The 26,425-nt window shown below is 38.4% G+C and carries 29 protein-coding genes; 16 read left to right on the top strand and 13 right to left on the bottom strand.

The window, feature by feature from the left end:
* The first annotated feature begins 9 nt into the window (after positions 1–9).
* Genes atpD through NYG92_RS01795 form a run of 5 tightly spaced genes read left to right on the top strand, consistent with a single transcriptional unit; the run spans position 10 to position 3,574 of the window.
* Positions 10–1,464 carry a F0F1 ATP synthase subunit beta gene (gene atpD / locus NYG92_RS01815; protein WP_289233352.1) on the top strand — a complete coding sequence of 485 codons (1,455 nt, stop codon included), beginning with the start codon at positions 10–12 and terminating at the stop codon, positions 1,462–1,464.
* Complete coding sequence (atpC, locus tag NYG92_RS01810) at positions 1,464–1,856, top strand: ATP synthase F1 subunit epsilon (RefSeq protein ID WP_289233351.1); 393 nt, start codon at positions 1,464–1,466, stop codon at positions 1,854–1,856. The genes atpD and atpC overlap by 1 nt, the downstream gene beginning before the upstream one ends.
* Positions 1,853–2,410, top strand: a complete 558-nt coding sequence (locus NYG92_RS01805; RefSeq protein WP_289233350.1) for a MotA/TolQ/ExbB proton channel family protein — start codon at positions 1,853–1,855, stop codon at positions 2,408–2,410. Before atpC ends, NYG92_RS01805 begins: the two co-directional genes overlap by 4 nt.
* Position 2,411: 1 nt before the next feature.
* Positions 2,412–2,801 carry an ExbD/TolR family protein gene (locus NYG92_RS01800; protein ID WP_270977203.1) on the top strand — a complete coding sequence of 130 codons (390 nt, stop codon included), beginning with the start codon at positions 2,412–2,414 and terminating at the stop codon, positions 2,799–2,801.
* A gap of 2 nt (positions 2,802–2,803) precedes the next feature.
* The gene (locus NYG92_RS01795) at positions 2,804–3,574 is read left to right on the top strand and encodes a TonB C-terminal domain-containing protein (protein WP_289233412.1); all 771 of its coding nucleotides are present in this window, start codon (positions 2,804–2,806) and stop codon (positions 3,572–3,574) included.
* Here the strand turns inward: NYG92_RS01795 and NYG92_RS01790 are convergent.
* From NYG92_RS01790 to NYG92_RS01770, 5 genes are all read right to left on the bottom strand, one after another.
* On the bottom strand, positions 3,558–4,091 hold the full coding sequence (locus NYG92_RS01790) for a restriction endonuclease subunit S (RefSeq protein WP_289233349.1): 534 nt from the start codon (positions 4,089–4,091) through the stop codon (positions 3,558–3,560). The genes NYG92_RS01795 and NYG92_RS01790 overlap by 17 nt on opposite strands.
* Before the next feature lie 47 nt (positions 4,092–4,138).
* A complete protein-coding gene (locus NYG92_RS01785; RefSeq protein WP_289233348.1) occupies positions 4,139–4,732 on the bottom strand; it encodes a restriction endonuclease subunit S in 594 nt (197 codons plus the stop codon).
* A 52-nt stretch (positions 4,733–4,784) separates the two neighbouring features.
* Entirely contained in the window at positions 4,785–5,426 is a 642-nt protein-coding gene (locus NYG92_RS01780) for a hypothetical protein (RefSeq protein WP_289233347.1), read from the bottom strand.
* 111 nt (positions 5,427–5,537) lie between these two features.
* Positions 5,538–8,567 carry a type I restriction endonuclease subunit R gene (locus tag NYG92_RS01775; RefSeq protein WP_289233346.1) on the bottom strand — a complete coding sequence of 1,010 codons (3,030 nt, stop codon included), beginning with the start codon at positions 8,565–8,567 and terminating at the stop codon, positions 5,538–5,540.
* Positions 8,567–10,183: a type I restriction-modification system subunit M gene (locus NYG92_RS01770; RefSeq protein ID WP_289233345.1), complete on the bottom strand. Its 1,617-nt coding sequence runs from the start codon at positions 10,181–10,183 to the stop codon at positions 8,567–8,569. Before NYG92_RS01770 ends, NYG92_RS01775 begins: the two co-directional genes overlap by 1 nt.
* A 119-nt stretch (positions 10,184–10,302) precedes the next feature.
* On the opposite strand from NYG92_RS01770, the gene tolB reads away from it, so the two are divergent.
* The 9 genes from tolB (at position 10,303) to NYG92_RS01725 (ending at position 17,152) form a co-directional block, all read left to right on the top strand.
* Positions 10,303–11,511: a Tol-Pal system protein TolB gene (gene tolB / locus NYG92_RS01765; protein WP_289233344.1), complete on the top strand. Its 1,209-nt coding sequence runs from the start codon at positions 10,303–10,305 to the stop codon at positions 11,509–11,511.
* A 78-nt stretch (positions 11,512–11,589) separates the two neighbouring features.
* Positions 11,590–12,087, top strand: coding sequence for a peptidoglycan-associated lipoprotein Pal (gene pal / locus NYG92_RS01760; protein ID WP_289233343.1), 498 nt, complete (start codon positions 11,590–11,592; stop codon positions 12,085–12,087).
* A complete protein-coding gene (locus NYG92_RS01755; RefSeq protein WP_289233342.1) occupies positions 12,087–13,025 on the top strand; it encodes a tetratricopeptide repeat protein in 939 nt (312 codons plus the stop codon). Before pal ends, NYG92_RS01755 begins: the two co-directional genes overlap by 1 nt.
* Positions 13,026–13,045: 20 nt before the next feature.
* Positions 13,046–13,594 carry an FKBP-type peptidyl-prolyl cis-trans isomerase gene (locus tag NYG92_RS01750; protein WP_289233341.1) on the top strand — a complete coding sequence of 183 codons (549 nt, stop codon included), beginning with the start codon at positions 13,046–13,048 and terminating at the stop codon, positions 13,592–13,594.
* Complete coding sequence (gene fabD / locus NYG92_RS01745; protein WP_270977214.1) at positions 13,591–14,514, top strand: ACP S-malonyltransferase; 924 nt, start codon at positions 13,591–13,593, stop codon at positions 14,512–14,514. Before NYG92_RS01750 ends, fabD begins: the two co-directional genes overlap by 4 nt.
* Positions 14,511–15,197 carry a 5'-methylthioadenosine/adenosylhomocysteine nucleosidase gene (locus tag NYG92_RS01740; protein ID WP_270977215.1) on the top strand — a complete coding sequence of 229 codons (687 nt, stop codon included), beginning with the start codon at positions 14,511–14,513 and terminating at the stop codon, positions 15,195–15,197. Before fabD ends, NYG92_RS01740 begins: the two co-directional genes overlap by 4 nt.
* Positions 15,194–15,949 (top strand): tRNA 2-thiocytidine biosynthesis TtcA family protein, encoded by a 756-nt coding sequence (locus NYG92_RS01735; protein ID WP_289233340.1) that lies wholly within the window; start codon positions 15,194–15,196, stop codon positions 15,947–15,949. The genes NYG92_RS01740 and NYG92_RS01735 overlap by 4 nt, the downstream gene beginning before the upstream one ends.
* Positions 15,950–16,468 carry a cysteine hydrolase family protein gene (locus tag NYG92_RS01730; protein WP_289233339.1) on the top strand — a complete coding sequence of 173 codons (519 nt, stop codon included), beginning with the start codon at positions 15,950–15,952 and terminating at the stop codon, positions 16,466–16,468.
* 54 nt (positions 16,469–16,522) lie between these two features.
* Positions 16,523–17,152, top strand: a complete 630-nt coding sequence (locus NYG92_RS01725) for a hypothetical protein (RefSeq protein WP_289233338.1) — start codon at positions 16,523–16,525, stop codon at positions 17,150–17,152.
* Here the strand turns inward: NYG92_RS01725 and NYG92_RS01720 are convergent, their stop codons facing one another.
* From NYG92_RS01720 to NYG92_RS01685, 8 genes are all read right to left on the bottom strand, one after another.
* Positions 17,153–17,893 (bottom strand): hypothetical protein, encoded by a 741-nt coding sequence (locus NYG92_RS01720; protein WP_270977218.1) that lies wholly within the window; start codon positions 17,891–17,893, stop codon positions 17,153–17,155.
* Between the two features lie 36 nt (positions 17,894–17,929).
* Entirely contained in the window at positions 17,930–18,694 is a 765-nt protein-coding gene (locus NYG92_RS01715; RefSeq protein WP_289233337.1) for a 3'(2'),5'-bisphosphate nucleotidase CysQ family protein, read from the bottom strand.
* On the bottom strand, positions 18,691–19,956 hold the full coding sequence (locus NYG92_RS01710) for a citrate synthase (RefSeq protein WP_270977219.1): 1,266 nt from the start codon (positions 19,954–19,956) through the stop codon (positions 18,691–18,693). Before NYG92_RS01710 ends, NYG92_RS01715 begins: the two co-directional genes overlap by 4 nt.
* Positions 19,957–20,079: 123 nt before the next feature.
* Positions 20,080–21,255: a cation:proton antiporter gene (locus NYG92_RS01705; RefSeq protein ID WP_289233336.1), complete on the bottom strand. Its 1,176-nt coding sequence runs from the start codon at positions 21,253–21,255 to the stop codon at positions 20,080–20,082.
* Complete coding sequence (locus tag NYG92_RS01700; RefSeq protein ID WP_270977222.1) at positions 21,236–22,072, bottom strand: biotin synthase; 837 nt, start codon at positions 22,070–22,072, stop codon at positions 21,236–21,238. Before NYG92_RS01700 ends, NYG92_RS01705 begins: the two co-directional genes overlap by 20 nt.
* Before the next feature lie 35 nt (positions 22,073–22,107).
* Positions 22,108–22,884: a UDP-N-acetylmuramate dehydrogenase gene (locus NYG92_RS01695; protein WP_289233335.1), complete on the bottom strand. Its 777-nt coding sequence runs from the start codon at positions 22,882–22,884 to the stop codon at positions 22,108–22,110.
* Entirely contained in the window at positions 22,881–23,150 is a 270-nt protein-coding gene (gene fliQ / locus NYG92_RS01690) for a flagellar biosynthesis protein FliQ (RefSeq protein ID WP_270977225.1), read from the bottom strand. Before fliQ ends, NYG92_RS01695 begins: the two co-directional genes overlap by 4 nt.
* Positions 23,151–23,159: 9 nt before the next feature.
* Positions 23,160–24,017, bottom strand: a complete 858-nt coding sequence (locus tag NYG92_RS01685) for a menaquinone biosynthesis family protein (RefSeq protein ID WP_289233334.1) — start codon at positions 24,015–24,017, stop codon at positions 23,160–23,162.
* Between the two features lie 90 nt (positions 24,018–24,107).
* Here NYG92_RS01685 and recA point away from each other — a divergent pair, with 90 nt between their 5' ends.
* Together recA and eno are read left to right on the top strand one after the other, a co-directional pair.
* Complete coding sequence (recA, locus tag NYG92_RS01680) at positions 24,108–25,136, top strand: recombinase RecA (protein ID WP_289233333.1); 1,029 nt, start codon at positions 24,108–24,110, stop codon at positions 25,134–25,136.
* Positions 25,137–26,381 (top strand): phosphopyruvate hydratase, encoded by a 1,245-nt coding sequence (gene eno, locus NYG92_RS01675; RefSeq protein WP_289233332.1) that lies wholly within the window; start codon positions 25,137–25,139, stop codon positions 26,379–26,381. It begins immediately after the preceding gene.
* Positions 26,382–26,425: the final 44 nt, after the last annotated feature.

Here is a 26,425-nt window from a genome sequence, read left to right as displayed (position 1 = left end):
GAGGAAAGCATGCAAGGATTTATTTCGCAGGTATTAGGACCTGTTGTAGATGTGGATTTTGATGATTATCTACCACAAATTAACGAAGCGATAAGGGTAGATTTTAATAACGATGGAAAAGAGCAAAAATTAATCCTAGAAGTCGCCGCACATTTGGGGGACAATAGAGTAAGAACCATTGCCATGGATATGACCGATGGTTTGGTGAGGGGACTGGAGGCTAAAGCCTTGGGAAGTCCTATTTCTGTGCCTGTGGGTGAAAAAGTTTTGGGAAGAATTTTTAATGTTACGGGCGATTTGATAGATGAGGGCGAAGAGATAAGCTTTGATAAGCATTGGAGTATCCACAGAGACCCGCCTGCTTTTGAAGAGCAAAGCACTAAGAGTGAAATTTTTGAAACGGGTATTAAGGTTGTAGATTTGCTCGCGCCTTATGCTAAGGGTGGTAAGGTAGGACTTTTCGGCGGTGCCGGTGTGGGTAAGACGGTGATTATTATGGAGCTTATTCACAATGTCGCCTTTAAACATAGCGGTTATTCTGTATTTGCTGGCGTGGGTGAAAGAACGCGTGAGGGAAATGACCTTTATAATGAGATGAAAGAAAGCAATGTTTTGGATAAGGTTGCCCTTTGTTATGGACAAATGAACGAACCGCCGGGCGCTAGGAATCGCATTGCTCTTACCGGACTTACGATGGCTGAGTATTTTAGGGATGAAATGGGGCTTGATGTTTTGATGTTTATCGATAATATTTTTAGATTTTCTCAATCAGGCTCCGAAATGTCCGCACTTTTGGGGAGAATTCCATCCGCGGTTGGCTATCAGCCGACTTTGGCGAGTGAAATGGGTAAATTTCAAGAGAGGATTACTTCCACTAAAAAAGGTTCTATTACTTCTGTTCAAGCTGTCTATGTCCCAGCGGACGACTTGACAGACCCTGCCCCAGCGACAGTTTTCGCGCACCTTGATGCCACGACTGTGCTTAACCGTGCTATTGCTGAAAAGGGAATTTATCCAGCTGTTGATCCACTTGATTCAACTTCGCGTATGCTTGACCCACAAATCATAGGTGAGGAGCATTATAAGGTAGCAAGAGGCGTTCAATCTGTGCTTCAAAAGTATAAAGATTTACAAGATATTATCGCTATCTTAGGTATGGACGAGCTTAGTGAAGAAGATAAACTTGTCGTCGAAAGAGCAAGGAAAATAGAGAAATTCCTATCCCAGCCTTTCTTTGTGGCGGAGGTTTTCACAGGGAGCCCTGGCAAGTATATAAGCCTTGAAGAAACGATAGCAGGTTTTAAGGGAATTTTAGAGGGCAAATACGACCACTTGCCAGAAAATGCTTTTTATATGGTAGGAAATATTGACGAGGCAATTGCTAAGGCAGAAACTCTGAGGGAGATTAGTAGAGGTGATACTTGCTTAGATAATTGTAAGGTTGAACAAAAAAAGGCTAATTGATGCAGGATTTAATATCTTTAGAAATAGTAACCCCTCTAGGAATGATTTATCAAGGAGAGGTAAAGTCCGTTACCTTACCTGGAAGCGAGGGGGAATTTGGTGTTTTAAGGGGGCATGCGAGTTTAGTAGCTTCTTTAAAATCTGGCGTCATTGATGTAGAAAAGCAAGATTTAAAACACGAATTAGTTGCCATTGACTCAGGCTATGCTAAGGTCGATGAAAGCAAGATTTGCGTTCTAGCCAAAGGCGCGGTTTGGGTGTGCGGCTCAAGTGAAAGTGAGATTGAGAAAAATCTTAATAACGCAAAAGACTTAATCAAAGCTATGAGTTCGGATAATGCCGCCCTAGCAGCGACTTTTTCTAAGCTTGATAATGCTAAGGCAAATGTATGAATTTCGAGGTTATTTTCCATTTTTTTAATGAATCCAGTCTTATTACCTATGTGGTTTTGGCTTGGCTTTCTTTTTATTTTATCCTTTCTTTTGCCATACTTTTTGCGAGATTAACTTTTTTAGCAAATTGGCGCAGCAAGGAAAAAGAAAGCTTGGAAAGCTTACTTTTGGGCGAAAAGGACTTGAGTCGCACGAATTCTATTTTAAGAAAATGCACCGACACCAGCCTTTCTCATTTAGAAATTTATAAAAATTTAGCCTCTCGCCGCTCTTCCTTGGGGCTGACTTGGCTCAGTATCATCGCCTCCACTTCGCCTTTTATAGGGCTTTTTGGGACTGTTATTTCTATACTTGAGACTTTTGGGGGGCTTGGCACACAAAATTCTTTAAGTATCATCGCCCCCAAAATCAGCGAGGCTTTAGTAGCTACTGGCTGTGGAATTTTAGTTGCTATCCCAGCTTATACCTTTCATCTTATCATCAAGCGGAAGGCTTTTGAGCTTTTAAGCATTATCGATAGCGAGATTAAAATCCTCAGCTCGCATAGAGGTTAAGATGCCCTTTGATGATGAAAAGCCCGAGCTTAATATCACTCCCTTAGTGGATATTATGCTTGTTTTATTAGCCATTTTGATGGTTACAGCTCCAAGCATCACCTACGAAGAAAGGGTCAATCTCCCTCAAGGTTCGCAAAAAAGTGCAAGTTCGCCGACCATAAAAAGCCTTATTGTGAGTGTCAATGCCAAAAAAGAGATTTTCATCAATCAAGAAAAATTCGACTTTGTCTCTTTTGCTGATAATCTCGCCCAAAAAAAGGCACAATTTAACACCGAGGAGCCCGTTTTCATTAGAGCGGATAAGAGCTTAAAATATGATGATGTCATTTTTGTGCTAAGAAGCGTAAAAAATTTAGGCTTTAGCAAGGTCGCCTTACAGACTGAATAATGATGAAAAATTATGGCTTGAGCAATTCCACCTCCTTTTTTCTGGCTTGCGGGGTTTATTTTATCGTTGTTGGCTTTGTATTTTTCAGGCTGGTTACTGCGCAAGAGCCTGTTTTAAACCACACGGATTTAAAGGATAGTTTTATTAATGTTGAATTAAGCGAATCTTCAGCCAAAATCCCCACCCCTAAGCCCACTCCGAAGCCCGAGCAGTCAAATCCTATTAATGTCAACGAACTCTTCGCCCAAACCACCAATAAAATGGTCAAAACGCAAGATATTAATCAAAAAGCCACCGATTTTAACGCCCTTTTTGGCAATGTCAAAGAAATCCAAGAAGAAAAAACCACTCAAATTCAATCCTCCGCAAAGTCGAGTCAAGGTGCGAATTCTCAAAGTGCTGCCGAGCTACTCAAGCAATTAAACAACAATCTCATCCCAGAAGAAAGCACCGCCAACGGACAAGGCGCCCAGTCCCAAAAAGTAGGGATTTATGATGAGTTTTTGGGCAGGGTTGAAAGGGTGATCCGGCAGCGTTGGAGTCAATACTATCCTAATCCTAAAAATATAGGCGTCAAGGTAAAAATTTTCATCGATAGCGAGGGGAAATTCGGCTACACCTCAGTAGAAAAGAGCTATGATAGCATTTTTGACGCTAAGGTTTTGGAATTCTTAGAAAGTCAAAAAGGCAAATTTATCGCCTATCCTCCTAAAAATAAGGGCGTAGCTATAACGATGAATTTAAAAGATGAGGGAGTTAATCCTTTGCAATAAAGCTTAAAAGTCTCTCTCTGTAATGCTCGTATTGTTTTTTCCTAGCGTCTATCTCGGCGGGCAGCCCTGCGCTTAGGTCATTTGCTAGTGTGTCAAATTTGTCTAAAAGCTCTACAATGTCATTTTGCACTTTTAAAGGTGGTAGGGGGATTTGGAAGTTTTTTAAATCAGCATCTGCAATGCTTGGATAACTTGCCCCCTGTTGAAATCTTTCAATATGATTTAAAAATTTACTTGTTTTTAAATTAAAAAATATCCATTTTGGTAATATGTATTTTTTGTTAGCACGCAATACGCAAAAGCCTGTGCTACAAATTTGTTTATCGTAAGTTTTTGTAATATGGCAGTATCTTTGTAGAGTTGGGCGTGTTGTTCCGCAAATTACATCATCAGTTTGCACGATTTGTTGGGCACGGCTAGGGGCATTTTCTTTAGTAATGGTTTGCGTTTGTGTGATTTGGCAATTTTCCCTATCCACAGAAGTTAAATCAATATATTTAAAAGTTTGATTTTGCATTTCTTTCCACTTTATATTTGAGATTTTTTCACACACTTCGCCCAAGCTTACAAGCTTAAGCCCCCCCCAATCGCATTTGCGCGTTTCTCTAGCTCTTCAAAGCTTAAAAGCTTGTTTCGATAATATTCATACTGCTTGCGGCGCGCGTGTAATTCTGCTTGTAATTCTGTAAAGGCGTCTAAAATATCTACGATTTTTTGCTGAATTTCTAGCGGCGGAATGGGGATTTGGAATTTTTTAATCGTTTCTATGGCGATATAAGGTAAGCTAATGTTAATTGAATTTGTTTGTAAAAATTGCATAAATATAGCGTTAAAATAATATTTAATGTAGTGAATATTTGCTCCATTTTTAAAGCTATGTAAAATCCGCATCCACTGAAAAGCATTAAATTTCCCGTTAAAGTATCGGCAAGGATTTTCGCCATTATCTTTTTTACAAATAATTAAAGCTTCAGTATCCCAAGCATAATTATCCACAAATTTAGGATTATTGTAATCATAGGTAAAAAATTCATATAAGCCTTTAGATTGCGCTTTGTTTGCGTTTAATTTTCCGCCATTTATCTCACATAACTCCCCCAGCTCTTTAAACTCCACTTTCTCACATTCTAAAAACCCTAAAAGCTCCTTTATGCCCATACTCGTCCTTTAAGCTTGAATTTACAATTTTGCATTATAATGTCGGTTCTATCTAGGGGGCACTTGCCCCCACCTTTACTTCTCCATAATGCACCAAGTCCTTATGAAAGCTCCCTAACAGATCGTTTAAAAACTCTACAATTTTGTCTGGGTGGATTGCTATATAAACTGCTTCATTGTGCTTATTTGTGATTTTTACATTTAATCTAGGATAGCCATTGCCTACGATTTTATAGAGATTCTCAAAATGAAAGGCGCGATTGCGAATAAGTCGCAGAAGTAATAAAATCGCTTTCGCTTTGTGATGTCGCATTATTCTTGTGTGATTTGTGTGAAAAGTATCTTTGTTTTTATCAAAATACTTCTTAAAATCTAAGGTATCCAAAAACTCTGTTTTAAAAATCGCATTATGGATTTTATAAAAATCCACTACTTTTAGCCAGAATCCTAAGTTTTGAGCGGAGATGAGGCTATCTCTGCTTTGATTTTGCAAAATAATCTTTTCAAGCCATTGCGAATCCTTTTGAGATAGCAAGAAGTCTATTTTGTTTCTTATGATAATTTCTAGGATTCCTATTTTATGCGCGATATGGGCTATTAAATATAGATTTTGCTCGTGTTCTTGTGGATTGGCATAGCCACTTAAGCGGCTTTGCGAAAAAAGCTGAAGTAAATCGCACAAATATGGCTTCATTCTTGCTTTCCTTTCTTAAAATCTAAGCGCAGATTATAGCGGATTTGTTGTCATATTGAGCGGCTGTGCCTTGCTTGCTGTGCTTTGCTCTGGCTCTCTTGCAATGCCATTTCATCGCTCCTGCCCTAGCTCTAGTCCGCTAAAAAGCTCAAAAAGCTCTTGCAGCTTTTCTAGAGCTTGCTTGCGGACTATATGTGTCTGCTCTGCACCCTTGCCAAAGAGTGGAGATGGGGGCAAAATATCGCCAAATGCCTGCCCATAGTCTCTTAGCTCCCTTCTCTCAAAGGCATCGCGCATAAATGCCCTTGTTTTTTCAGGCTTTAGCTTTAGCTCGGTGATGATTGTCTCTAGGCTCTCATTTTTGCGCGCGTTGATGTAGGCGCGGAAGTCTTTTTCCACATCGCTTTGGGGGTTTAGCGATTGTATGAAGCGGAGCAAAAGCTCCTTTTTGCTCCGTAGGCTTAGGCTAGAATCTAGCAGCTTTACTATATGCTCATAGCTGTGCTTATCTTTGTGCTTGTGGTATTTGGCGATAAGCTCTAGGATATACTCGATACTTACTTCTACTTGCTTCAAAAGCTCTACTTCAAACTCCACTTCATCAAGCACGCTGTGCTTCTGCGCTTGGTCTTTGGCGCGTAGGCTCTCATAGGTGTCGATGTAGTGGCTTTGATAATCTTGCCTCTCGCGCGCACTCAAAGGATCGCTAAACTCATCAAAGACTTCTAAGATATTGCGGAGCTTCAAAATCTCGCCAAAAAGGGCTAGGAAGTCCTTTTTGTCGCTCTGCTTTAGGGTGGATTCTAGGAAGTTGTTTAGAGGGAAGCGCGTGCGCAGGGTTTGTAGCAGCTCGTTGTAGCCTTTATGTTTTTGTCCCTTTTCATCGGTGTAGCCGTGTAGGTATTCTTCTAAGCTTCTTAGAAAGACTATGCCTTTAGCATTCTCATCGCTGAAAAGGGCTAGGGCGTCATCGGTGTTTCTCTGCAAGTCTCTAAAGGCTATGATGTTGCCAAAGCTTTTTATGGAATTTAGGATTCTATTGGTGCGTGAGTAGGCTTGCAAAAGCCCGTGGTGGCGCAAGGACTTATCGACATAGAGAGTGTTTAGCGTGGTGGCGTCAAAGCCTGTTAGAAACATATTGACCACGATGGCTAAGTCTAGCTCGCGGTTTTTAAGCTTTAGGGAGAAGTCTTTGTAGTAGTTGTGGAAGTTATCCGCGGAGCTATCAAACCTGCACTTAAACGCCGCGTTATAGTCATTTATAGCAGAATCCAAAAAATCGCGCTGGGATTTAGGCAGGGAGGCGGTGTCCTCGCTGTTTTCTTCTTCTAACTCATCGTTTGGGGCGTAGCTGTAGATAACGCCTACTTTTAGCCTTTGAGATTCTGGCAGGCTTGCTTGCTGGGCTTGAAACTCTTCATAATAGCGCATAGCCATAGGGATAGACTGGGTGGCAAAGATGGCGTTAAAGCCTTTGGTATGCTTGCCATTTAGGGTGTAGGTGGAGCTGCGCTTAGTCTGGGTGGCAAAATGCTCTAAGATATAGCTTGTAATTTGAGCAATGCGCTCTCTAGCTAGCAGGACTTCTTCTGTGTCTATGGCTGGGACTTGCTCATCTTGGATAGCTGATTTGAGCTTGGTGGTGGCGTGGTAGCTCACGCGAAAGGGCAGGACATTGCTATCGCGTATGGCGTGGATTATCGTATAGCGATGCAAGCAAGCCCCAAAGACACGCTCTGTCGTCTCAAAGCCTAGCGCGTTTGCGGCGAAAATGGGCGTGCCTGTGAAGCCAAAGAGGTAGAGCTTTTTGAACGCTTTGGAAATGTCTTTTTGCATTTGCCCAAATTGACTTCTATGGCACTCATCAAAAATCATCACAATGTGTTCGTTAAAAATCTCGCTATTTTTGGCTTGGGCGATGAAGCGGGAGAGCTTTTGAATGGTGGTAATGATGATTTTATGATCTTTGTCTGTGCTGTGGAGTCTGGCGTGGAGCTCTTTGGTGTTTTTGCTCCCGGTGGCGGCACCCTTTTGGAATCTATCGTATTCTCGCATTGTTTGATAGTCTAAATCTTTTCTATCCACGACAAAAAGCACTTTAGCAATTTCTGGGATTTTGCTCACTAGCTGGGCGGTTTTAAAGCTGGTTAAAGTTTTCCCACTGCCTGTGGTGTGCCAGATATAGCCGCCGCTTTTTTGCTCGCTGGCTTTTTCGTAGAATTTGTTGTGGTAGCTTATGGCGATTTTTTGCAGGATTTTCTCGCACGCGGCGATTTGATAAGGGCGCAGGACTAGGAGCTTTCTATCTACATCTAGCACGCAGTAATGGCAAAGAATTTGCAAAAGTGTATGCCTAGCAAAAAAGGTCTTTGCAAAGTCTATAAGGTCGTTTATAATGGTGTTTTGCTCATCGCTAAAATAGCTGGTAAATTCAAAGCTATTGGAAGTTTTGGTCGTTTTTATGCCTTGTTGTGTTTTGATATGAAAATCGCGCGTGGTGTTGGAGTAATACTTGCTTTGCGTGCCATTACTAATGACAAAAATCTGCACAAACTCAAAGAGCCCACTCCCGCTAAAAAAGCTCTCCCGCCCATAGCGATTGATTTGATTGAAAGCTTCTCTTAGGCTCACGCCCCTGCGCTTTAGCTCGATATGCACCAAAGGCAGTCCATTGACTAGGATCGTTACATCATAGCGGTGAGAGCGCGTGGGGCTTTGGGCTTGATATTGATTGATAACTTGCAAGGAGTTTTTATGTATGTCGGCTTTGTCGATTAGCTTGAAGTTGATAGTGCTGCCATTATCACGCTCTAGGGGCTGGATATAGTCCTCTTGGATTAGCTCACTTTTTTCTACGATAGAGGCATTTGCCCTAGAAAGCACTTGGTTAAAAAATCGCCGCCACTCTGTGTCGCTTAGGGTGGTGGAGTTTAGCGTCTCTAGCTTTGTGCGCAGATTGGATTCTAGGGCTTTTTCATCACTGATAGGGGCGTATTCATAGCCTTGGGCTTCAAGCGTTTTGATGAGCTCTTTTTCTAGCTGGGCTTCACTTTGATAGCTAGAATCCACTTTTTTGCTTGGGGTAAATTCTACGGCTATGGTGGAGGCGGTGCTTTGGGCTAGGAGTTTTAGGCTTCGCATTAGTTAGCACCTTCTAGGGAGCTGATGATAGAATCTATCTGCATTCTTAGGGCGGCTTGCTTCTCTACGATTTGGGCGATTTGTGCATTAAGAGCGGTGATGTCTATGACTTCTCTTGTATCCTTTGGCGTGATGTAGGTGGAGGTGCTTAGGTTGTAGTCATTTGCCCGTATTTCTTCCACACTTACCAAACGCGAAAAATACTCTATATCTTGGCGCGTGGCATAGGCATTTACTATGGTGTCAATGTGGGTGGATTCTAGGATATTTTTCTTTGTAACTTTGGTAAATTGCTCGCTCGCATCGATGAAAAGGGTCGCTACGCTTTGCTTATTTTTCTTTAGCACGATGATAGAGGTGGCAATATTTGTGCCGAAAAAGAGATTGTCCGGGAGCTGGATAATGGTGTCTATGAAGTTATTATCTATCAAATATTTGCGAATTTGCTTTTCTTTGCCCCCGCGATAAAGCACGCCCGGGAACTCTACTATGGCACAAGTGCCAGAAGGAGAGAGCCAAGAGAGCATATGCATAGTGAAAGCCAGATCGGCATAGCCTTTAGGAGCTAGCACACCAGCAGGGGCGAAGCGCGGGTCATTGATAAGTTTAGGGTCATCATCGCCTATCCATTTGGTAGAGTAAGGAGGGTTGGAGACGATAGCGTCAAAGGGCTCATCATCTTTATGCTTTGGCTCTAGGAGTGTATCGCCTAAGGCTATGTCAAAATTCTCAAAGCCTACATTGTGCAGCAGCATATTGATACGGCAGAGATTGTAAATAGTGGGGTTTATCTCTTGTCCGAAAAATCCCTGCTTGACATTTGCACTGCCTAGCACCTTGGCAAACTGCAAGAGCAGCGAGCCGCTCCCACAAGCTGGGTCATAGACTTTATTGACACTTTGCTTCCCATAGCTTACAAGCCTTGCTAGTAGGTGGCTGACTTCTTGCGGGGTGAAAAACTCGCCCCCACTTTTACCCGCTTTATCCGCATACATACGCATAAGGTATTCATACGCATCGCCAAAGGTATCGATAGCATTATCACTATAATGCAAATCAAGCGTGGCTATTTCTTGCATCACTTTATAAAGCTTTTCGTTGCGCTTTAGGAGGGTTTCTCCTAGATTTTTACTAGAATTGACATCAATATCGCTAAAAAGCCCCTTGAAATCGCTCTCGCTTGTCGTGCCTATGGTGGAGGCTTCGATTTTGGCAAAGGCGTTGCTTAGGGTTTGGTTTAGGTTGGTGGTGTCGTGGGCGTGGGACTTTAGGACATTGCAAAAAAGCTGGCTTGGGTAGATGAAAAAGCCCTTTTCTTTAATGATAGCTTCGCGGTTTTCTGGGCTCTCATCTATCTCTTCATCGCTTAAATTTTCATAAGCGTTTGGGTGTTCCCCCCCCCCCCCCCCCGTTTGTAATGGGGCAGGGTCTATGCCTTGCTTGGCATTGATATGAGCGGCTAGATTCTCACTAATGAAGCGGTAAAAGAGCATACCTAGCACATACATTTTGAAATCCCAGCCATCGACACTTCCGCGCAAGTCATTAGCGACTTTCCAAATGGTAGAGTGCAGGGCATCTCTTTGAGATTGTCTTGTTAGGGGTGCTTGTGGCATTGTTTTTCCTTAAAATTTGTTTGATTTGTTTCTATGGTGTTGTGTAAGTTTATTAAATTTTGATTAACATTAAGCTTTTTGTTTTTGCTAGAATTTGCGGATGAATTTAAGGAGAAAAAATGAGAAAAATTTTACTAGTTTTTTTAGCTATTTTTAGTGTGGTATGGGCGGAGGACCCTGTTATTGATGTTGTTAATCAAGGCGTTGTTTTACCTAAAATCATCGTTAAAGATAATTCTAATTTAAGCGATGCAAATTTAAAGCGTAGTTTTTATAATATGATAGTCAATGATCTTAAAGTTAGTTCCAATTTTGAAGTGGTCGATGAGGGAAGCGAAAATTCTAACTATACTTTTGAATATGCTCTTGCAAAAAATGGCGAAAATTTAAGCCTTAATATCAAAATCAAAGCAGGTGGAGTGGAAAAAGCTAATCAAGACTACACGCTAAACAAAGTCGAGCAATATCCCTTTTTAGCGCACAAGGGCGTTAAAGAATCGGTGAAATTTTTAGGTTTAGCGCCTGTTGAGTGGATGGATCATAAAATTCTCATCGCAAGGACAAATTCGTCAAAACGCAGTCAAATCATCATGGCAGATTATACGCTTACTTATCAAAGAGTGATAGTTGATGGAGGCTTAAATTTGTTTCCTAAATGGGTAAACGAGGAACAAACGATGTTTTACTACACGGCATATGATCACGATAAGCCCACGCTTTTCCGCTTTGATCTGACAAGCAATAAGGCGACAAAAATTCTTTCAAGTGGCGGCATGGTCGTAGCTAGCGATGTGAGTCGTGATGGCAGCAAACTTTTGGTTACGATGGCGCCGCAGGATCAGCCTGATGTGTATTTGTATGATTTGAATGCTAAAAATTTGACGAAAATCACGAATTATTCGGGCATCGATGTCAATGCAAATTTCATCGGCGAGGACGAGTCGAGGGTGGTTTTCGTTTCAGATAGGCTAGGCTATCCTAATATTTTTATACAAAATTTAGGTAGCACTTCAGCCGAACAAGCCGTTTTTCACGGAAGAAACAATTCTGCGGTTTCGACTTATAAGGACTTTTTGGTTTATTCCAGTCGCGAGCCAAAACAAGCGGGTGTCTTTAATATTTATTTAATGTCTATTAAGAGTGATTATATTAGACAGCTTAGTGCAAATGGTAAAAATTTATTTCCGCGTTTTTCTAGTGATGGCGGTAGTATAGTGTTTATCAAGCATTTGGGTAATCAAAGTGCCTTAGGTGTGATTCGTGTCAATGCAAATAAAACTTTTTATTTTCCATTGAAAGTAGGTAAAATTCAATCGATTGATTGGTAATTTTTTTAAATATTAATTAAAATTAACAATTTTTTAGTTATAATAACTACAATTTAACAAACTTTGAAAGGTCTTATAATGAAGAAAATTCTTTTTACTTCAATTGCAACTCTTGCGATTGTGATTAGTGGTTGTAGTACTAAAAGTACTAGTGTAAGTGGTGGCACAGATGTTGATGGCTCTCGTGGCTCAGGTGGTAGCGATGGTTGGAACATCGATTCGAAAATCTCTCAACTTAACGATACTTTAGGTAAGGTTTATTTTGACTTTGATAAATTCAATATTAGAAGTGATATGCAATCTGTCGTTAGCACAAATGCAAATATTTTCAACACTGAAGTAAGTGGCACGAGCATTACTGTTGAAGGAAACTGCGATGAGTGGGGAACTGATGAGTATAATCAAGCTTTAGGACTTAAAAGAGCTAAGGCTGTTAAAGATGCACTTATCTCTCAAGGTGTAAATTCTGATAGAATTTCTGTAAAAAGCTATGGAGAAACTAATCCTGTTTGCACAGAGAAAACTAAAACTTGTGATGCACAAAACCGTCGTGCAGAGTTTAAACTAGCAAGATAATGAAAAAAATAACTTTAGTAGCTCTCTTGGGGGCTACATTTCTTTACGCGGAAACTTCTGCTTTTGGTGCAGGAAATTTGACAAGCAATTCGGCTTATGGGCTGACTTCAAATGAAAAATTATTTAAAGATAAACTTGATAGTTTAAGTAATGAATATTCTTCACTTAGTGCTAAAATCAATGAAACAAATGAGAGATTAGAGGGTTTGCAAAGTATGCTTGAGGGCATTAATTCTCAGTATGCTAAGTCAAATTCGCGCCTAAATCAGCTTGAGGTAAATAGCGAAAATGTAGAAAATAATCTTAGCTTAGAGCTTAAAAGTCTTAAAGCCTATGTTGAGGAAAGTAGAAAAATACAAGATGCAAATCATAAGCAAGTTAAGAAGATCTTAACAGAGCTTAGTTCTTTGGTTGATTCTATCAATAACAATTATGTTTCTAAAAATGACTTTAATGATACAAACCGCACAAAAACGACTTTTAGCACAATAATAAATGATAGTAATCTTACTAGCGAAGAAAATGCTAGTATCGCTGTAACTTCACAAACGCAACAAGTTAAAATTGATGATAGTTGGAAAAAAGAAAAGCATAATGAAATTTTGAAATTGGCAATTAAGGATTTAAATGAAAATCTTTTTGAAAATTCTAGAGAAAAATTAAACTATCTCATAGAAAAGCATTATAAGCCTGCAAGGGCGAATTTTTGGCTTGGAGAGATAGAGTATAAACAGCAAAATTATAATAATGCTATTGTTTATTACAAAAAAAGCTCAAGCATAAGCACTAAGGGAGACTATTTTCCTAAATTATTGTATCACACGGCAATTTCTTTGGATAAAGTGGGCGATACAAAAAGTGCCAATGGCTTTTACAGGGCTTTAAAAACAAATTATCCTAACACTCCAGAAGCAAAAGCTTCGCCAAATCGCAAATAAAACAAGTTAAAGGAGAAAAAATGGTTATAGAAAAAAATAGCGTAGTATCGATGTTTTATGAATTAAAGGATGCGAATACTAATGAAATTTTAGAGTCTAATATTAACGCCCAGCCTATTGCATTTATAGTTGGAAAAGGGCAAATTTTAGATAGTTTAGAAGAAGAAGTAATGAAGCTTGAATGCCCTTCAAATGCCGATGTGCTTATCAAAAAAGACAAGGCTTTGGGTGATTATGATGAAAGTGCGGTGCAAACCTTACCTAAGGAGCAATTTGCTGGTATCGACTTAAAAGTCGGTATGGAGCTTTTTGGCGAAGGTGAAGATGGGCAAACCGTGCGTGTAAGCGTGAAAGAAATAAATGATAATGAAGTAACAATAGATTACAATCACCCTTATGCAGGTAGGGATTTGCTTTTTTCTCTTAATATAGTCGATGCTAGAGAAGCTAGTGAAGACGAAATTTTAACAGGAATCATAGCTGGAAGTGGTGGTTGCTGCGGAAGCGGACACGGACATCATCATCACGGAGGCGGCTGCTGCGGCGGAGGTTGTGGTTGCCACGGATGAGTTGCGCATTAATATTCCCCGGTCAAGGCTCTCAAAGCCTTGGTATGGGAAAGGACTTTTACGAAAATTCTCCAAAAGCGAAAGCTCTTTTAGATGAAGCTAGTGAATATGGCAAGATTGATTTTAAACGCCTACTTTTTACACAAAATGACGACTTAGCTAGGAGTGAATTTACACAACCTGCGATTGTTTTAAGCTCATTAATGGCTTATGCTGCTTTGTTAGAAAAAAAGCCAGATTTTAGGCATAATTTTGCCTTGGGACATTCTTTGGGTGAATTTAGTGCTTTGGCGATTAATGGGGCTTTTGATTTTTTAGAGGCTATTGTTTTAGTCAATAAACGCGGAATTTATATGCAAGAAGATTGCGTTAAAATTGAAGCCGGTATGATGGTAGTTTTAGGTTTAAACGATGAAGTGGTGCAAGGTCTTTGCGAGTTAGCAAAGGCAGAAGGTAAAAGCATTTTTGCGGCAAATTATAATTGCGATGGGCAAATTGTCGTGGCAGGTTTAAAAGCACATTTGTTAGAATATGAAGCGAAATTTAAAGAAGCTGGTGCTAAAAGAGCTATGCTTTTAAATATGAGTGTGGCTAGCCATTGTCCGCTTTTAAATGAAGCGTCAATTAAGCTTAGCAAAGAGTTAGAAGGCGTTTTAAGGTCTAGTTTTTTACCTGTGATTTCAAATGTCAATGCTAAATCTTATGAAAGCAAAAGCGAAGCCTTAAATTTACTAAAAGCCCAGCTAATCTCTCCTGTGCTTTATAAACAAAGCATTTTAAATATACAAGATGAGGTCGATTATTTTGTCGAATTTGGAGCGAGTATTTTAAAAGGTCTTAATAAAAAAATCACCACAAAAGAAACTTACGCTTTAACAAATTTAAATGAAGTTGATGAATTTTTAAAGGTTATACAATGAAAATAGCAATACTTGGTGCGATGCAAGAAGAAATCGCCCCTCTACTTGAAATTTTAAAAGACTATACAAGTGAAGAATATGCTAATAACACTTATTATTTTGCAAACTACAAGGGACACGAGCTTATTTTAGCTTATTCTAAAATCGGCAAGGTCAATTCTACTTTAAGTGCTAGCGTGATGATAGAGCGATATGGTGCGCAAACATTGCTTTTTACGGGTGTAGCGGGTGCTTTTAATCCAAATTTAGAAATAGGTGATTTACTTTATGCTAAAAGTTTGGTGCAATATGATTTAGACATTACAGCCTTTGGACATCCTTTAGGTTTTGTGCCGGGTAATGAAATTTTTATCAAAACAGATGAGCGTTTAAATACTCTCGCGCTTGAAGTGGCTAAGGAGCTTAATATCAAGCTTAATGCAGGGATTATTGCAACGGGCGATGAATTTATTTGCGATGAGACAAAAAAGGTGAAAATTAGAGAAATTTTTAATGCCGATGCTTGTGAGATGGAAGGCGCTAGCGTGGCTTTAGTGTGTCAGGCTTTGAAAGTGCCTTGCTTTATTTTAAGGGCGATGAGTGATAAGGCTGGAGAAAAGGCAGAATTTGACTTTGATGAATTTGTAGTAAAGTCTGCTAAAATTTCTGCTAATTTTGTCCTTAAAATGTGCGATAAATTATGATAAATCTTAGCAAAAAACTTATAAGACAAGTTGCTCAGGCTAATGCAAAATTCAAACTCATAGAAGATAATGACAGGGTGCTTTTAGGACTTAGTGGGGGTAAGGACTCCCTAGCCTTAGCACATCTTTTAAAGCGTATGCAAGCTCACGCACCTTTTAAATTTGAGCTTGAGGCGGCGACTTTGAGTTATGGTATGGGGGAGGATTATTCCAAACTTCACGCACATTGCGAAGAACACGGCATTAAGCATAGTGTGATTGAGAGTAATATCTATGAAATTTCTGGCGATACGATTAGAGAAAATTCGAGTTTTTGTAGTTATTTTTCGCGTATGAGGCGTGGAGCTTTATATACTTATGCACTTGAAAAAGGTTTTAATAAGCTTGCAATTGCTCATCATTTAGACGATGCAGCAGAGAGCTTTTTTATGAATTTTATCCACAATGGTGCTTTAAGAACTCTTGCGCCCATTTATGAAAGCAAAAGAGGCATTACTATCATACGCCCTTTGATTTTCGTCCGCGAAAGGCAATTAAGAGACAATGCCACAATCAACGAGCTTGAAGTGATAGGCAATGAATTTTGTCCCGGTATGAAATTAAGCGAGAAAAATGTCAAATTTCCTCATGCAAGAGAAGAGGCAAAAGCTTTATTAAAAGAGCTTGAAAGTAAGCATCCTAAGCTTTTTACTAGTCTTAAAAGTGCGTTTTCGAATTTACACAGTGAGACTTTTTGGGAGAAAGGAGAATAGATGAAAAAAGTTTTTGTTTTGGTGGATTATCAAAATGATTTTATTAATGGAAGTTTAGGTTTTGAAAAGGCTCCTAGCATAAAGAGTGAAATTATAAGGCTCTTAAGTGAATTTGAGGGGGATTTACTCATCACTTTTGATACGCACGAAGAGGATTATTTAAAGACGAGAGAGGGGCAGAATTTACCCATTAAACACTGCATTAAAAACACTTTTGGTTGGGAAATGCCCAGCGAATTTGCGCCTTTTTTATCAAAAGCAAAGAAAATTTTTCATAAAAACACTTTTGGTAGCATAGAATTTGCAAATTTTATAGAAAAAAGCGATTATGAAGAAATCCATTTTTGCGGACTTGTGTCGCATATTTGTGTGTTTTTTAATATCATTTTAGCCTTTTGCGCGAAGCCAAATGCTACCTTAATCTTACATAAAAATGCCACAACTAGCTTTGATGAAAGCTTAGAAAATCACGCTTTTGAACTTCTAAAAGCTTATGGCGTGAAGCTTGTGGAAAGTTAATTTTTTATAAGAAAAAATTGTTATAATACCTATTTTAATTAAAAGGATAGCGTGGTGTTAAAAGAGCTTTTAGAAATCAAAAAAGAAATGGAACCTATTATCAAAGAAGCTAATGTCAAGCTTAATGTTTTGGCGCGTGAAGTTATCGTGCGTAAAAAAGAATATGAAATTTATGGTCCTATGGTCGATAGGGTTTATTTGGATAATGCTATTTATGTGAAAGTGATGTCAAGTGGGCGTGATGCTAAAAGTGATAATGTGCCGATTAAAAATGGCTTTTATATGGTTTTTGTCGCCCCTGAAAAAGAAAGCACTAAGGATATTAAAAACAAGCTAAAGCTTGCTTATGAGGGTGTTGATAATAAATTCATTTCAACACTCATTAGACAATGTCAAAGATTTAGAGAAATCATTTCTAAAATGCAAGCCACTCTTGGCAAAGCCTCGCAAATGAATGTTGTCGTGGAAACAAATTTAGGCGAAGCTTCGGCGGCTTTGAAATTTAACATTAACATTAAATACACAAAAGATAATCAAAAACTAACGCGTGAAAATAGCAAATCTGCAGGAAGTTTTAGAGATACAAAAACCTATATCAACCTCGTTGTTGAAAAAAGCACGGATTCTCGCATATGTGAAAAGCTGCTCGATGATGTGGAGAAATACTTCATTGGCGGTGGGTGATTAGGGCTTTAAACCTTTCGTTTCTTTTTTGACTACTTCGGCTAACATTTGGGGCATTTCATTTAAGATTTCTTGAAGATTTTCCCTTGTGTTTTGGTCTTTTAATGCAAGTTTAAGATGGATATTTTTAGACTTTATCAAACCTTTGGAGCTTGAAATAAGCTTAAAATTGATATTTGCGTGAGCACTTACACTTTGCGTGATGAAGTAATTTGTAAGCTCAATGTAAAATTCATTAAGATTAATCACAATGAGATAATCCATAAATTGCGTATAAAGCTTATTTTTATCCTTTTCTTGTTTTAGAAAGGGAGCGACATTAACTAATTTTGCATTTTTGGGACTGAAATCTTGCAGAGTTTTTTGACTTTGATAAATTCCATTTGCAGTGGAATTTAGGAAATTAAGCTTTAAATTGCGTAAAGTTTTTTGCGTAAAAGTGCGTGAAAAATCTCTAGCATTAACCTTATGATTGTTTAAAAAATAATGAAATTTTTCATTAAAACTAAAAACTATACCATAATCAAGCACTTTATCTCTGCTAACCTGAAGTTCTTTTTTAGGCTTTAGCGTAGAGCTGTCAAAAACAGCTTTTTGTTCATCAATGTGCTGTTTTGTAGTGTCTTGATTGAGGTCGATTAGCTCAAAGCTTTCTTCTTTTTCCATTTTGATAATTTGTTTTTGTGAAAATTCTGCTTGTAAAAGATTAGCAAAAATAAAAAGAATTAAAAATAAACGCATAGCTTTCCTTTGAGATTTTTGCAAAATTATAGCGAATTAATCGCCAAAATCTTGCAAAAAAGCCTTATTTGATACCGCGATGAAATAATCCGCCCTTAAATCTTTTTCATTGTAAGAAAGTAAAGTTTTATCAAATTTTCCCATAAAGCCACCATTTTGATTGAGTAAAAAATCTCCAGCAGCTATGTCCCAGATGTTTAGTTTTTCTTTGCGTCTATAAATTCCAGCCCTTCCTTCTAAAAGAGCGGTAAATTTAAGCCCAGAGCTTATATTTAAAGCTTTTAATTGATATTTTTTAGCAAATTCTTCATCTTCTTTACAAAGATGATTAATGCTTAAAAGTGCGGTATATTGATTTTTTTTAAAAAAAGCTTCGTCATTTTGAAGAAAACTTGCATTTTTATAAACTTTACTTTCTTTGTGTGCGTAAAAAACTTCATTTTTTTCAGGGCTTTTGATAAGAGCTAAAATGGGGCGTTTTTGATGAATCAAGCTTATCATAATGCAGTATTCATCTTGCCCTTTTATAAAGCCTTTTGTGCCATCAAGAGGGTCGATGAGCCAAAAATACTCTAATTCTCGCCTTTCTTCATAACTTAAGATTTTTTCTTCAGAAAGAATTTTTAAATCCGTTTTTGCAAGAGCTTCGCTTAAAATTTCATTGGAGGCAAGGTCGGCTGAAGTAAGAGCCGTGCCGTCTTCTTTGGGTAGAATTTTAAGATTTTCTTTTTCTTTTAGTATAGCTTTAGATGCTTTTTCTGCAGCGTCTAGAGCCAAATTTAAATAAGAGTCTAAATTCATTTTTCTACTTCACCTAGATAAAGTTGTCTTGGGCGGACTATTTTGAGGCTTTCTTGTTCTTTTTGCTCGATCCATTGTGCGATCCATCCGGGCGTTCTACCGATGACAAAAAGTGTGGCAAACATTTCATTTGGAATCCCTAATGCCTTTAAGATCAAGCCGCTGTGAAAATCAACATTGGGATAAAGATTTCTTTGCACGAAATAATCATCTTGTAGGGCGATTTCTTCGATTTTAGTGGCGACTTTAATGAGATTAGTATCAATGTCAAGCTCATCAATAAGCTGGTCTCTAAGCTTTTTAAGCACCTTAGCGCGCGGGTCAAAATTCTTATAAACCCTATGTCCAAAGCCCATAAGTCTAAAAGGATCATTTTTATCCTTAGCTTTTTTGATAAATTCATCAACCCTATCAGGTGTGCCTATCATTTCAAGCATACGAATGACGCCCTCATTGGCTCCGCCGTGTGCGTGTCCCCAAAGCGCACCAATGCCCGCACTAATACAAGCATAAGGGTGAGCGTGCGTTGAGCCAACTGCACGAACTGTTGAGGTGGAAGCGTTTTGCTCGTGATCTGCGTGAAGCATAAACACTGTATCTAAAGCTTTAATTTCAATCGGTCTTAATTTCACATGGTCGTAAGGATAGGTGCGAAGCATATATAAGAAATTTTCGGTAAAGCCCCTATCTAAATTGGGATAAGCCATAGGAAAGCCATTTTTGTAACGATAAGCAGTGGCGACTATGGTAGGAATTTTAGCGACAATGCGTGCTGCCATTTCCATATATTCTTCTTTAACATTCATATTTAAATGGTCAGGATAAAAGGCTGAAAGTGAAGAAACCGCTCCTTGTAAAATTGCCATAGGATGGGCATTATCTGGGAAAGCATCAAAGAGTTTATGCATCCCCTCGTGGATAAAAGAGCGTTTTTTAAGCTCGTAGCGAAAGGATTCTAATCTTTCGGCACTTGGGAGTTCTTTATAGAGTAAAAGATGCACGACATCTAGAAAAAGCTTATTTTCCGCAAGCCACTCAATAGGATAACCGCGATGTTTCAAAATGCCCTTTTCGCCGTCAATGTAGGTGATTTGCGATTTGCAGGTAGCAGTAGAGGTCAAGCCTTCATCGTAGCAAAACATACCTGTTTGCTTATAAAAGCTTGACATATCGACAACGCTAGGTCCTAAAGTCGCATTGTAAATGGGAAATTCACAGCTTTTGCCATTTCTATTATCTATTAGAGTTATGGTGTTTGACATTAATTATCCTTTCATTTTAGTTTATTTATTATTGTAACAAATAAGCAAAATTTAGAGCTTTTTAAAAAATAATTTACAAAATATTTATTTTTATGTGAGTAAGAAAGTAACACATTTTTAAGGCTATTTGCAAGAATTTGCAAGAATTTTAATCATACTCATCACCAAAACAGCCTCTAAAAATGCTGTTAAAATCAAAGCTGAATAAAGATTTGCCGTGATGAGTTTAGCCGAATAAGAAAGCGTAGCCGTAGCGATGAGTAAGGTTAGTGGCATAGAGTGGCTTAGAGCAAAAAGAAGCATATTTTTAAAACCCATTTTTTTATAAAAAGTAAGAGCGCTTACCACCCTTAAAATAATCATTGAAAACATTAATAAAAATGCTTGCAAAACGATTTCATAATTTAAAAGTAAAGAAAGATTGAAGGTTGTGCCGATGTAAAGAAAAAAAATGGGGATTAAAAAACCATAGCCAAAGCTTGAGAGTTTATGCTCTAAGTCTTTTTTGTGATTAAAAAAAGTCGCAATGAAAGAACCGGCGATAAAAGCTCCTAACACAATTTCTAGTCTGGTAATCATCATAGCCACCACGATAAAGATAAAAATCGCCACACAAAATCTTATATCTTTTTCGTTTTTATCCTCCCAAGGCATTAAGAGAGTTTGAAGCTGCGGATACCACCAAAAAAGCACCTTAAGAAATTTAAAACTCACAATGCAAAGAGCTAGGAAAAGATTAAGATATAAGATGCTTTTAGCGACATCAAGCGCACTTGTGCCTTCGTTTAAAAAAGCACCCGCTAAGGTCAAAAGCACTATGGATACAACCTCAGCTAAAGTTGCCACTAGCATAGAGACATTAAGCCAGTAGCACTCCTTGCCAAAATCTTTATAAAGTATGGATAAAAGTCCCACACTCATCACAGGGATAATTAAAATAAAAATATAATGCAGCCCAAAAATCCACACCAGCAAAGAAGAAAGTGTATAAAGTAAAAGAATATAAATAAGGCTTTTTTGTGCCAGTTTTTTATCCATACTAAATAAATGATGTAAATTCACTTCCATACCAGCGATAAACATAAGATAAGCAAAGCCTATATTTGCTAAAAGCTTAAAATTTTCACTCTCTAAGGCAAATCCAAAATACGCCACCAAAGCCCCAAGCATAATTTCAGTCGCTGAAAGGCTAAGGCGTAGAATTTTTGCTATATGTGGCGATAAAAGCAAACAAATAGCGATAATAATAAGAATTTTAAGATCGATAAGATTTTGCGGGTCAATGACACTCGGATGCAAAGCTAAATCCCATTTCTTTTAGTTTCATAATATCACGGCTTGGCTCTTCTCCTTTGGTTGTAAGATAATCTCCCACCACAATAGCCCCGGCTCCTGCTTCAAAAATTTCATATTGCCTATCTTTAAGCACCACTTCACGCCCTCCAGCGACCATTAAAACGGAATTTGGTAGATCCTTTTTACTATCTTTGATGATTTGCAAAGCTTCATCAGCGCTTAATTTTGGCACTTTCAAATTCAAATTTTCATTAGCGATGAAAAAATTAATCGGGCTTGAAAAAGGCTCAAGCTCCTTTAAGGACTTTCTAAAGCTTATTCTATCTGCCTCACTCTCACCCATACCATAAATTCCCCCACAGCAAAGCATAAGCCCAGCTTCTTTGGCATTTAAATTTGTCTCAAAACGACTCTCCCAAGTGTGTGTTGTGCAAATTTGTGGGAAAAATTCGCGTGAGCTTTCAAGATTGTGATTGTAAGAAAAAATTCCAGCTTTTTTAAGCTCTTTTAACTGTTCCACACTAGCCTTGCCATTACAGGCGATTAGAAGTAAATTTGGCTCTTCTTTTTTTACGGCGTGGGCTGCTTCGCAAACATATTCTAATTTTTCATCATCAAGCCCTAGCCCAGCAGTAACAAGACAAAATCCTAAAGCTTCGTTTTTCTTAGCCATTTTAGCTTCATAAACGATTTGAGCGATTTTTTTGCGGCGATATTTTTGAATTTTTGTTTTGACAAAGGCACTTTGGGTGCAGTATTTGCAGTCTTCAGAGCAATTTCCACTCGCGATATTACAAATAGCACAAAGCATAATTTGCATAATTTCTCCTTTTTGGCGTATTGTAACAAATTTTTTTAAAGGATTATGACTTCATTTTCAAGCAAAATTCCAAATTCCTCAAAGACTCTTTTTCTTGCAAGCTCGATAAGAAAAAGTGCGTCTTCAAAGCTGGCGTTTTTTTGATTGATGAGGAAATTTGCGTGCTTTTCGCTTAATTTTGCGTCATTTTTTCTAAAGCCTTTAAGTCCCACTGCTTCGATTAAACGCCCCGCATAATCATCTTTAGGATTTTTAAAGATAGAGCCAAAACTAGCACCGCTTGGCTGATTAGACCTGGCGAGTTTTAAAGTCCTATCTTTTTCGTAATCAAAGCCAAATTCAAGCTTAAATTCCGCCCAAAAAAAGGGCATTTTAAGGGGATTAAAGCGGTAGGAAAAGTTTATTTCATCGCGTTTTATTTCCCTTTTTGCTGTCATAATTTTGCTTAAATTTGTGCTAATATTACAATCTTTAAGTCCCGCATTCATTTTTAAAAGTCCGCCAAGCTGACCGGGAATTTTAGTAAGGAATTCAAAGCCTTTTAAATTATGCTTTTTGGCAAATTGATATAGGGTGCTTGATTTAGTTGCACAGCCTATTTGAAGCGTGATAAAATCTGCGTTTTTATCGAGAATTTTGATAAAATTAAATTCCTCTCCTAAAATGCCCATTTTTTTAGGCTCTGGGCTTATTAAAAGATTATTAGCTCCTCCTATTATAAAGCCGTCAAATTCACGCACATTATCTAAAACTTCGACTTCAAAAGCTTGTCCTATACGCACGGAGGAGTATTTTTTAAAATCTATAATCATTTGATAAAAGTTGGAATTTGATTGAGTATATTTGCGGTAAAATCAATCATCGTTGAGGTCATCCACGGCATTAAAAAGATGATTACAACGACAACTAAAATGATTTTAGGCACGAAAGAAAGCGTCATTTCATTAATTTGCGTGGTCGCTTGAAAGATGCTAATGATAAGCCCCGCGATAAGCCCCGCTAAAAGCATAGGTAAAGAAAGTAAAAGAGTAATCTTAAAAGTCGCTACGCCAAGTGCCACGAGAGTGCTTTCTTCCATACTTTTCCTTTATAAATTCCTAGCTTCTTCATATTCGCTAGGGATAAGATAATCGTTTGCTTTTAGAATTTTATCATAAAATTTATAATCATAGCCCAGTTTAAAGAGCATATCTAGGGCTTGCAACTGTATTTCACTCATCGAAATGGAATTATGATTTGCATAAAGATTAAGATAGGTTTCAAGTTTAGCTTCATCGACACGGATTAAGCCTCTTTCTAGTAGCATAGGGGCTAAAATGTGGCGGTTATGATGTGCTAAAAAAACAGCTTTTGTTAAATCTTTTTCTATCTTAATCGCATCGCTTAAAGGCAAAGAGCGTCTTAAAGCCATACCTCCAAGTGGTAGGGGTAAATTTTCTTTAACAAGTTCTAGCCATATATCCCAAAGTTCAGCTTCCACGCATAAATTTGTATCAAATTCTAAAATGCTTTCGTGGATTAAAACCCCTGCATCAACTTCATCATTTAAAACAGCCTTTTCTATCTCTAAGAAATTTTTATAAATAATTCTTGCTTCTGGGTATTTAATGCGGAAAATAAGGGCGTTTGTCGTGTTTGCACCGCTTAGAGCGACCTTAAAATTGCGTTTTAAAATTTTATCTTTTTTCTTAATAAGCTTTGGTCCATAGCCCTCACCAAAGCTTACAGCCGTGCGTAAAAGTGCATAGTCCTTAGCGATGAGTGGATAAAGTGCAAAAGAAATCGCCGTAGCGTCAAATTCGTTTTTAAGAGCGAGATCGTTAAGAGTTTGGATATCTAGGGCTTGATTATGGTAAGTAAAAGCACCAATCCAACCAAATTTAATCGCCATATACATAAAAATATCATCGGCATCTGGAGAATGTGCTATGTGAATTTCTTTCATAAATTTTTTCCTATATTTTGATTTGGCAATAAATTATTATTTTTATTTGGTTAGAATTCTAGCCATATTTTTTAAATTTTAAGGACAATTATGGACGATAATAAGAAAAAATCTTTAGACGCAGCCTTAAAAAGCCTTGATAAAGCCTTTGGAAAAGGCACGATTTTAAGGCTTGGCGATAAGGAAGTTGAGCAAATTGATAGCATAGGCACAGGCTCTGTGGGGCTTGATTTAGCTTTGGGTATAGGAGGTGTTCCTAAGGGGCGTATTATAGAAATTTATGGACCTGAAAGCTCGGGTAAAACGACTCTCACACTTCATATCATTGCCGAGTGTCAAAAGGCTGGAGGCGTGTGTGCCTTTATCGATGCCGAGCACGCTTTAGATGTAAAATATGCTAAAAATTTGGGTGTGGATACAGATAATCTTTATATTTCTCAACCTGATTTTGGTGAGCAAGCTTTGGAGATTGTGGAGACTATTGCTAGGAGTGGGGCTATTGATTTAATAGTCGTAGATAGCGTGGCAGCACTCACGCCTAAGGCGGAGATTGATGGAGATATGGGAGATCAGCATGTGGGTCTTCAAGCGCGTTTGATGAGTCAAGCCTTAAGAAAACTTACGGGTATAGTGCATAAGATGAATACTACGGTGATTTTTATCAATCAAATTCGTATGAAAATCGGTGCTATGGGTTATGGCACTCCTGAAACGACTACGGGCGGAAATGCTTTGAAATTCTACGCTTCTGTGCGTCTTGATGTGCGTAAGGTGGCGACTTTAAAGCAAAATGAAGAGCCTATTGGTAACCGCGTTAAGGTTAAGGTCGTTAAAAATAAAGTCGCACCACCTTTTAGAGTGGCGGAATTTGATGTGATGTATGGAGAGGGTTTGAGCCGTGAGGGTGAGTTGATTGACTATGGGGTTAAGCTTGACATTATCGATAAAAGTGGAGCGTGGTTCTCCTATAAAGATAAAAAACTTGGTCAAGGTAGAGAAAATTCTAAGGCTTTTCTAAAAGAAAATCCAGAACTTGCCGATGAAATCACAAAAGCCATACAAAATTCTATGGGTATAGAGGGTGTGATGAGTGATAGTGGTGAAGAAGAGGAGGAATAAATGTTGATTATCGAAGATGTAAGAGCTTACGAGGTTTTGGATAGTAGGGGTAATCCTAGCGTTAAAGCGGAAGTGATTTTAAGCGATGGAAGCTCAGGATCTGCCATAGTGCCAAGTGGAGCTAGCACAGGTTCTAAGGAGGCTTTGGAGCTTAGAGACGGAGAGGCTAGATTTGGCGGAAAGGGTGTTTTAAAGGCTGTTTCTAACATTAATGAAAATATAGCCGATGAAATTACAGGGCTTGACGCCTTTAATCAAACTCAGCTTGATACCATTTTACGCGAACTTGACGGAACGAAAAACTATTCTAAACTTGGAGCAAATGCGACTTTGGGTGTTTCTATGGCAAATGCAAGAGCGGTGGCGAATTCTTTAGGTATGCCACTTTATCGCTATTTGGGTGGAGCAAATGCTAGCGTTTTGCCTGTGCCTATGTGTAATATCATAAATGGCGGAGCGCATGCGAATAATAGTGTTGATTTTCAAGAATATATGATTATGCCTTATGGTTTTACTAGCTTTAAAGAGGGTTTAAGGGCGGTTTGTGAAATTTATGCCATTTTGAAAAAAGAATTGGCAAATGGCGGACATCCGACTGCTTTAGGTGATGAGGGCGGCTTTGCACCTAATTTAGCAAACAATACAGAGCCTATTGAGTTTTTAATGACTTGCATTAAAAAGGCGGGGTATGAAAAGCAAATTAAAATCGCTCTTGATGTCGCTAGCACGGAATTTTATAAGGATGGTAAGTATCATTTAGAAGGTAGGACTTTTACGAGTGATGAGCTAATTGCGCGTTATGTGGAGCTTTGTGCGAAGTATCCTATTTGTAGTATTGAAGATGGTTTAGCGGAAAATGATTTTGAGGGGTGGATTAAACTCACAAAAGAGCTGGGAGCTAAAATTCAGCTTGTAGGAGATGATTTGTTTGTAACAAATGAGGAAATTTTAAAAGAGGGTATAGAGAAAAAAATGGCAAATGCCATTTTAATCAAGCCTAATCAAATCGGCACACTCACGCAAACTATGCGAACTGTGCGTCTAGCACAAAGAAATAATTATAAGTGCATTATGTCGCATCGTTCAGGTGAGAGTGAGGATGCTTTTATCGCTGATTTTGCGGTGGCTTTAAATACGGGGCAGATTAAAACAGGTGCGCCAGCAAGGGCGGATAGAACGGCTAAGTATAATAGATTGCTTGAGATTGAGCTTGAAAATGATGAATATTTAGGAGAGGGACTCTGAGCGATTTATTAAAAGAATATGATGAAAGCACTAAGAAAAAAGGC

The sequence above is a fragment of the Campylobacter felis genome (assembly GCF_030250085.1).
Taxonomy (GTDB): Bacteria; Campylobacterota; Campylobacteria; order Campylobacterales; family Campylobacteraceae; genus Campylobacter_D; species Campylobacter_D upsaliensis.
This window is presented reverse-complemented; position numbering and strand designations above follow the sequence as displayed.

What these genes read in the sequence shown, in the direction of transcription:
- atpD (WP_289233352.1), top strand. Translation starts at nt 10, where the DNA reads ATGCAAGGATTTATTTCGCAGGTATTAGGACCTGTTGTAGATGTGGAT.
- atpC (WP_289233351.1), top strand. Translation starts at nt 1,464, where the DNA reads ATGCAGGATTTAATATCTTTAGAAATAGTAACCCCTCTAGGAATGATT.
- NYG92_RS01805 (WP_289233350.1), top strand. Translation starts at nt 1,853, where the DNA reads ATGAATTTCGAGGTTATTTTCCATTTTTTTAATGAATCCAGTCTTATT.
- NYG92_RS01800 (WP_270977203.1), top strand. Translation starts at nt 2,412, where the DNA reads ATGCCCTTTGATGATGAAAAGCCCGAGCTTAATATCACTCCCTTAGTG.
- NYG92_RS01795 (WP_289233412.1), top strand. Translation starts at nt 2,804, where the DNA reads ATGAAAAATTATGGCTTGAGCAATTCCACCTCCTTTTTTCTGGCTTGC.
- NYG92_RS01790 (WP_289233349.1), bottom strand. Translation starts at nt 4,091, where the DNA reads ATGCAAAATCAAACTTTTAAATATATTGATTTAACTTCTGTGGATAGG.
- NYG92_RS01785 (WP_289233348.1), bottom strand. Translation starts at nt 4,732, where the DNA reads ATGGGCATAAAGGAGCTTTTAGGGTTTTTAGAATGTGAGAAAGTGGAG.
- NYG92_RS01780 (WP_289233347.1), bottom strand. Translation starts at nt 5,426, where the DNA reads ATGAAGCCATATTTGTGCGATTTACTTCAGCTTTTTTCGCAAAGCCGC.
- NYG92_RS01775 (WP_289233346.1), bottom strand. Translation starts at nt 8,567, where the DNA reads ATGCGAAGCCTAAAACTCCTAGCCCAAAGCACCGCCTCCACCATAGCC.
- NYG92_RS01770 (WP_289233345.1), bottom strand. Translation starts at nt 10,183, where the DNA reads ATGCCACAAGCACCCCTAACAAGACAATCTCAAAGAGATGCCCTGCAC.
- tolB (WP_289233344.1), top strand. Translation starts at nt 10,303, where the DNA reads ATGAGAAAAATTTTACTAGTTTTTTTAGCTATTTTTAGTGTGGTATGG.
- pal (WP_289233343.1), top strand. Translation starts at nt 11,590, where the DNA reads ATGAAGAAAATTCTTTTTACTTCAATTGCAACTCTTGCGATTGTGATT.
- NYG92_RS01755 (WP_289233342.1), top strand. Translation starts at nt 12,087, where the DNA reads ATGAAAAAAATAACTTTAGTAGCTCTCTTGGGGGCTACATTTCTTTAC.
- NYG92_RS01750 (WP_289233341.1), top strand. Translation starts at nt 13,046, where the DNA reads ATGGTTATAGAAAAAAATAGCGTAGTATCGATGTTTTATGAATTAAAG.
- fabD (WP_270977214.1), top strand. Translation starts at nt 13,591, where the DNA reads ATGAGTTGCGCATTAATATTCCCCGGTCAAGGCTCTCAAAGCCTTGGT.
- NYG92_RS01740 (WP_270977215.1), top strand. Translation starts at nt 14,511, where the DNA reads ATGAAAATAGCAATACTTGGTGCGATGCAAGAAGAAATCGCCCCTCTA.
- NYG92_RS01735 (WP_289233340.1), top strand. Translation starts at nt 15,194, where the DNA reads ATGATAAATCTTAGCAAAAAACTTATAAGACAAGTTGCTCAGGCTAAT.
- NYG92_RS01730 (WP_289233339.1), top strand. Translation starts at nt 15,950, where the DNA reads ATGAAAAAAGTTTTTGTTTTGGTGGATTATCAAAATGATTTTATTAAT.
- NYG92_RS01720 (WP_270977218.1), bottom strand. Translation starts at nt 17,893, where the DNA reads ATGCGTTTATTTTTAATTCTTTTTATTTTTGCTAATCTTTTACAAGCA.
- NYG92_RS01715 (WP_289233337.1), bottom strand. Translation starts at nt 18,694, where the DNA reads ATGAATTTAGACTCTTATTTAAATTTGGCTCTAGACGCTGCAGAAAAA.
- NYG92_RS01710 (WP_270977219.1), bottom strand. Translation starts at nt 19,956, where the DNA reads ATGTCAAACACCATAACTCTAATAGATAATAGAAATGGCAAAAGCTGT.
- NYG92_RS01700 (WP_270977222.1), bottom strand. Translation starts at nt 22,072, where the DNA reads ATGCAAATTATGCTTTGTGCTATTTGTAATATCGCGAGTGGAAATTGC.
- NYG92_RS01695 (WP_289233335.1), bottom strand. Translation starts at nt 22,884, where the DNA reads ATGATTATAGATTTTAAAAAATACTCCTCCGTGCGTATAGGACAAGCT.
- fliQ (WP_270977225.1), bottom strand. Translation starts at nt 23,150, where the DNA reads ATGGAAGAAAGCACTCTCGTGGCACTTGGCGTAGCGACTTTTAAGATT.
- NYG92_RS01685 (WP_289233334.1), bottom strand. Translation starts at nt 24,017, where the DNA reads ATGAAAGAAATTCACATAGCACATTCTCCAGATGCCGATGATATTTTT.
- recA (WP_289233333.1), top strand. Translation starts at nt 24,108, where the DNA reads ATGGACGATAATAAGAAAAAATCTTTAGACGCAGCCTTAAAAAGCCTT.
- eno (WP_289233332.1), top strand. Translation starts at nt 25,137, where the DNA reads ATGTTGATTATCGAAGATGTAAGAGCTTACGAGGTTTTGGATAGTAGG.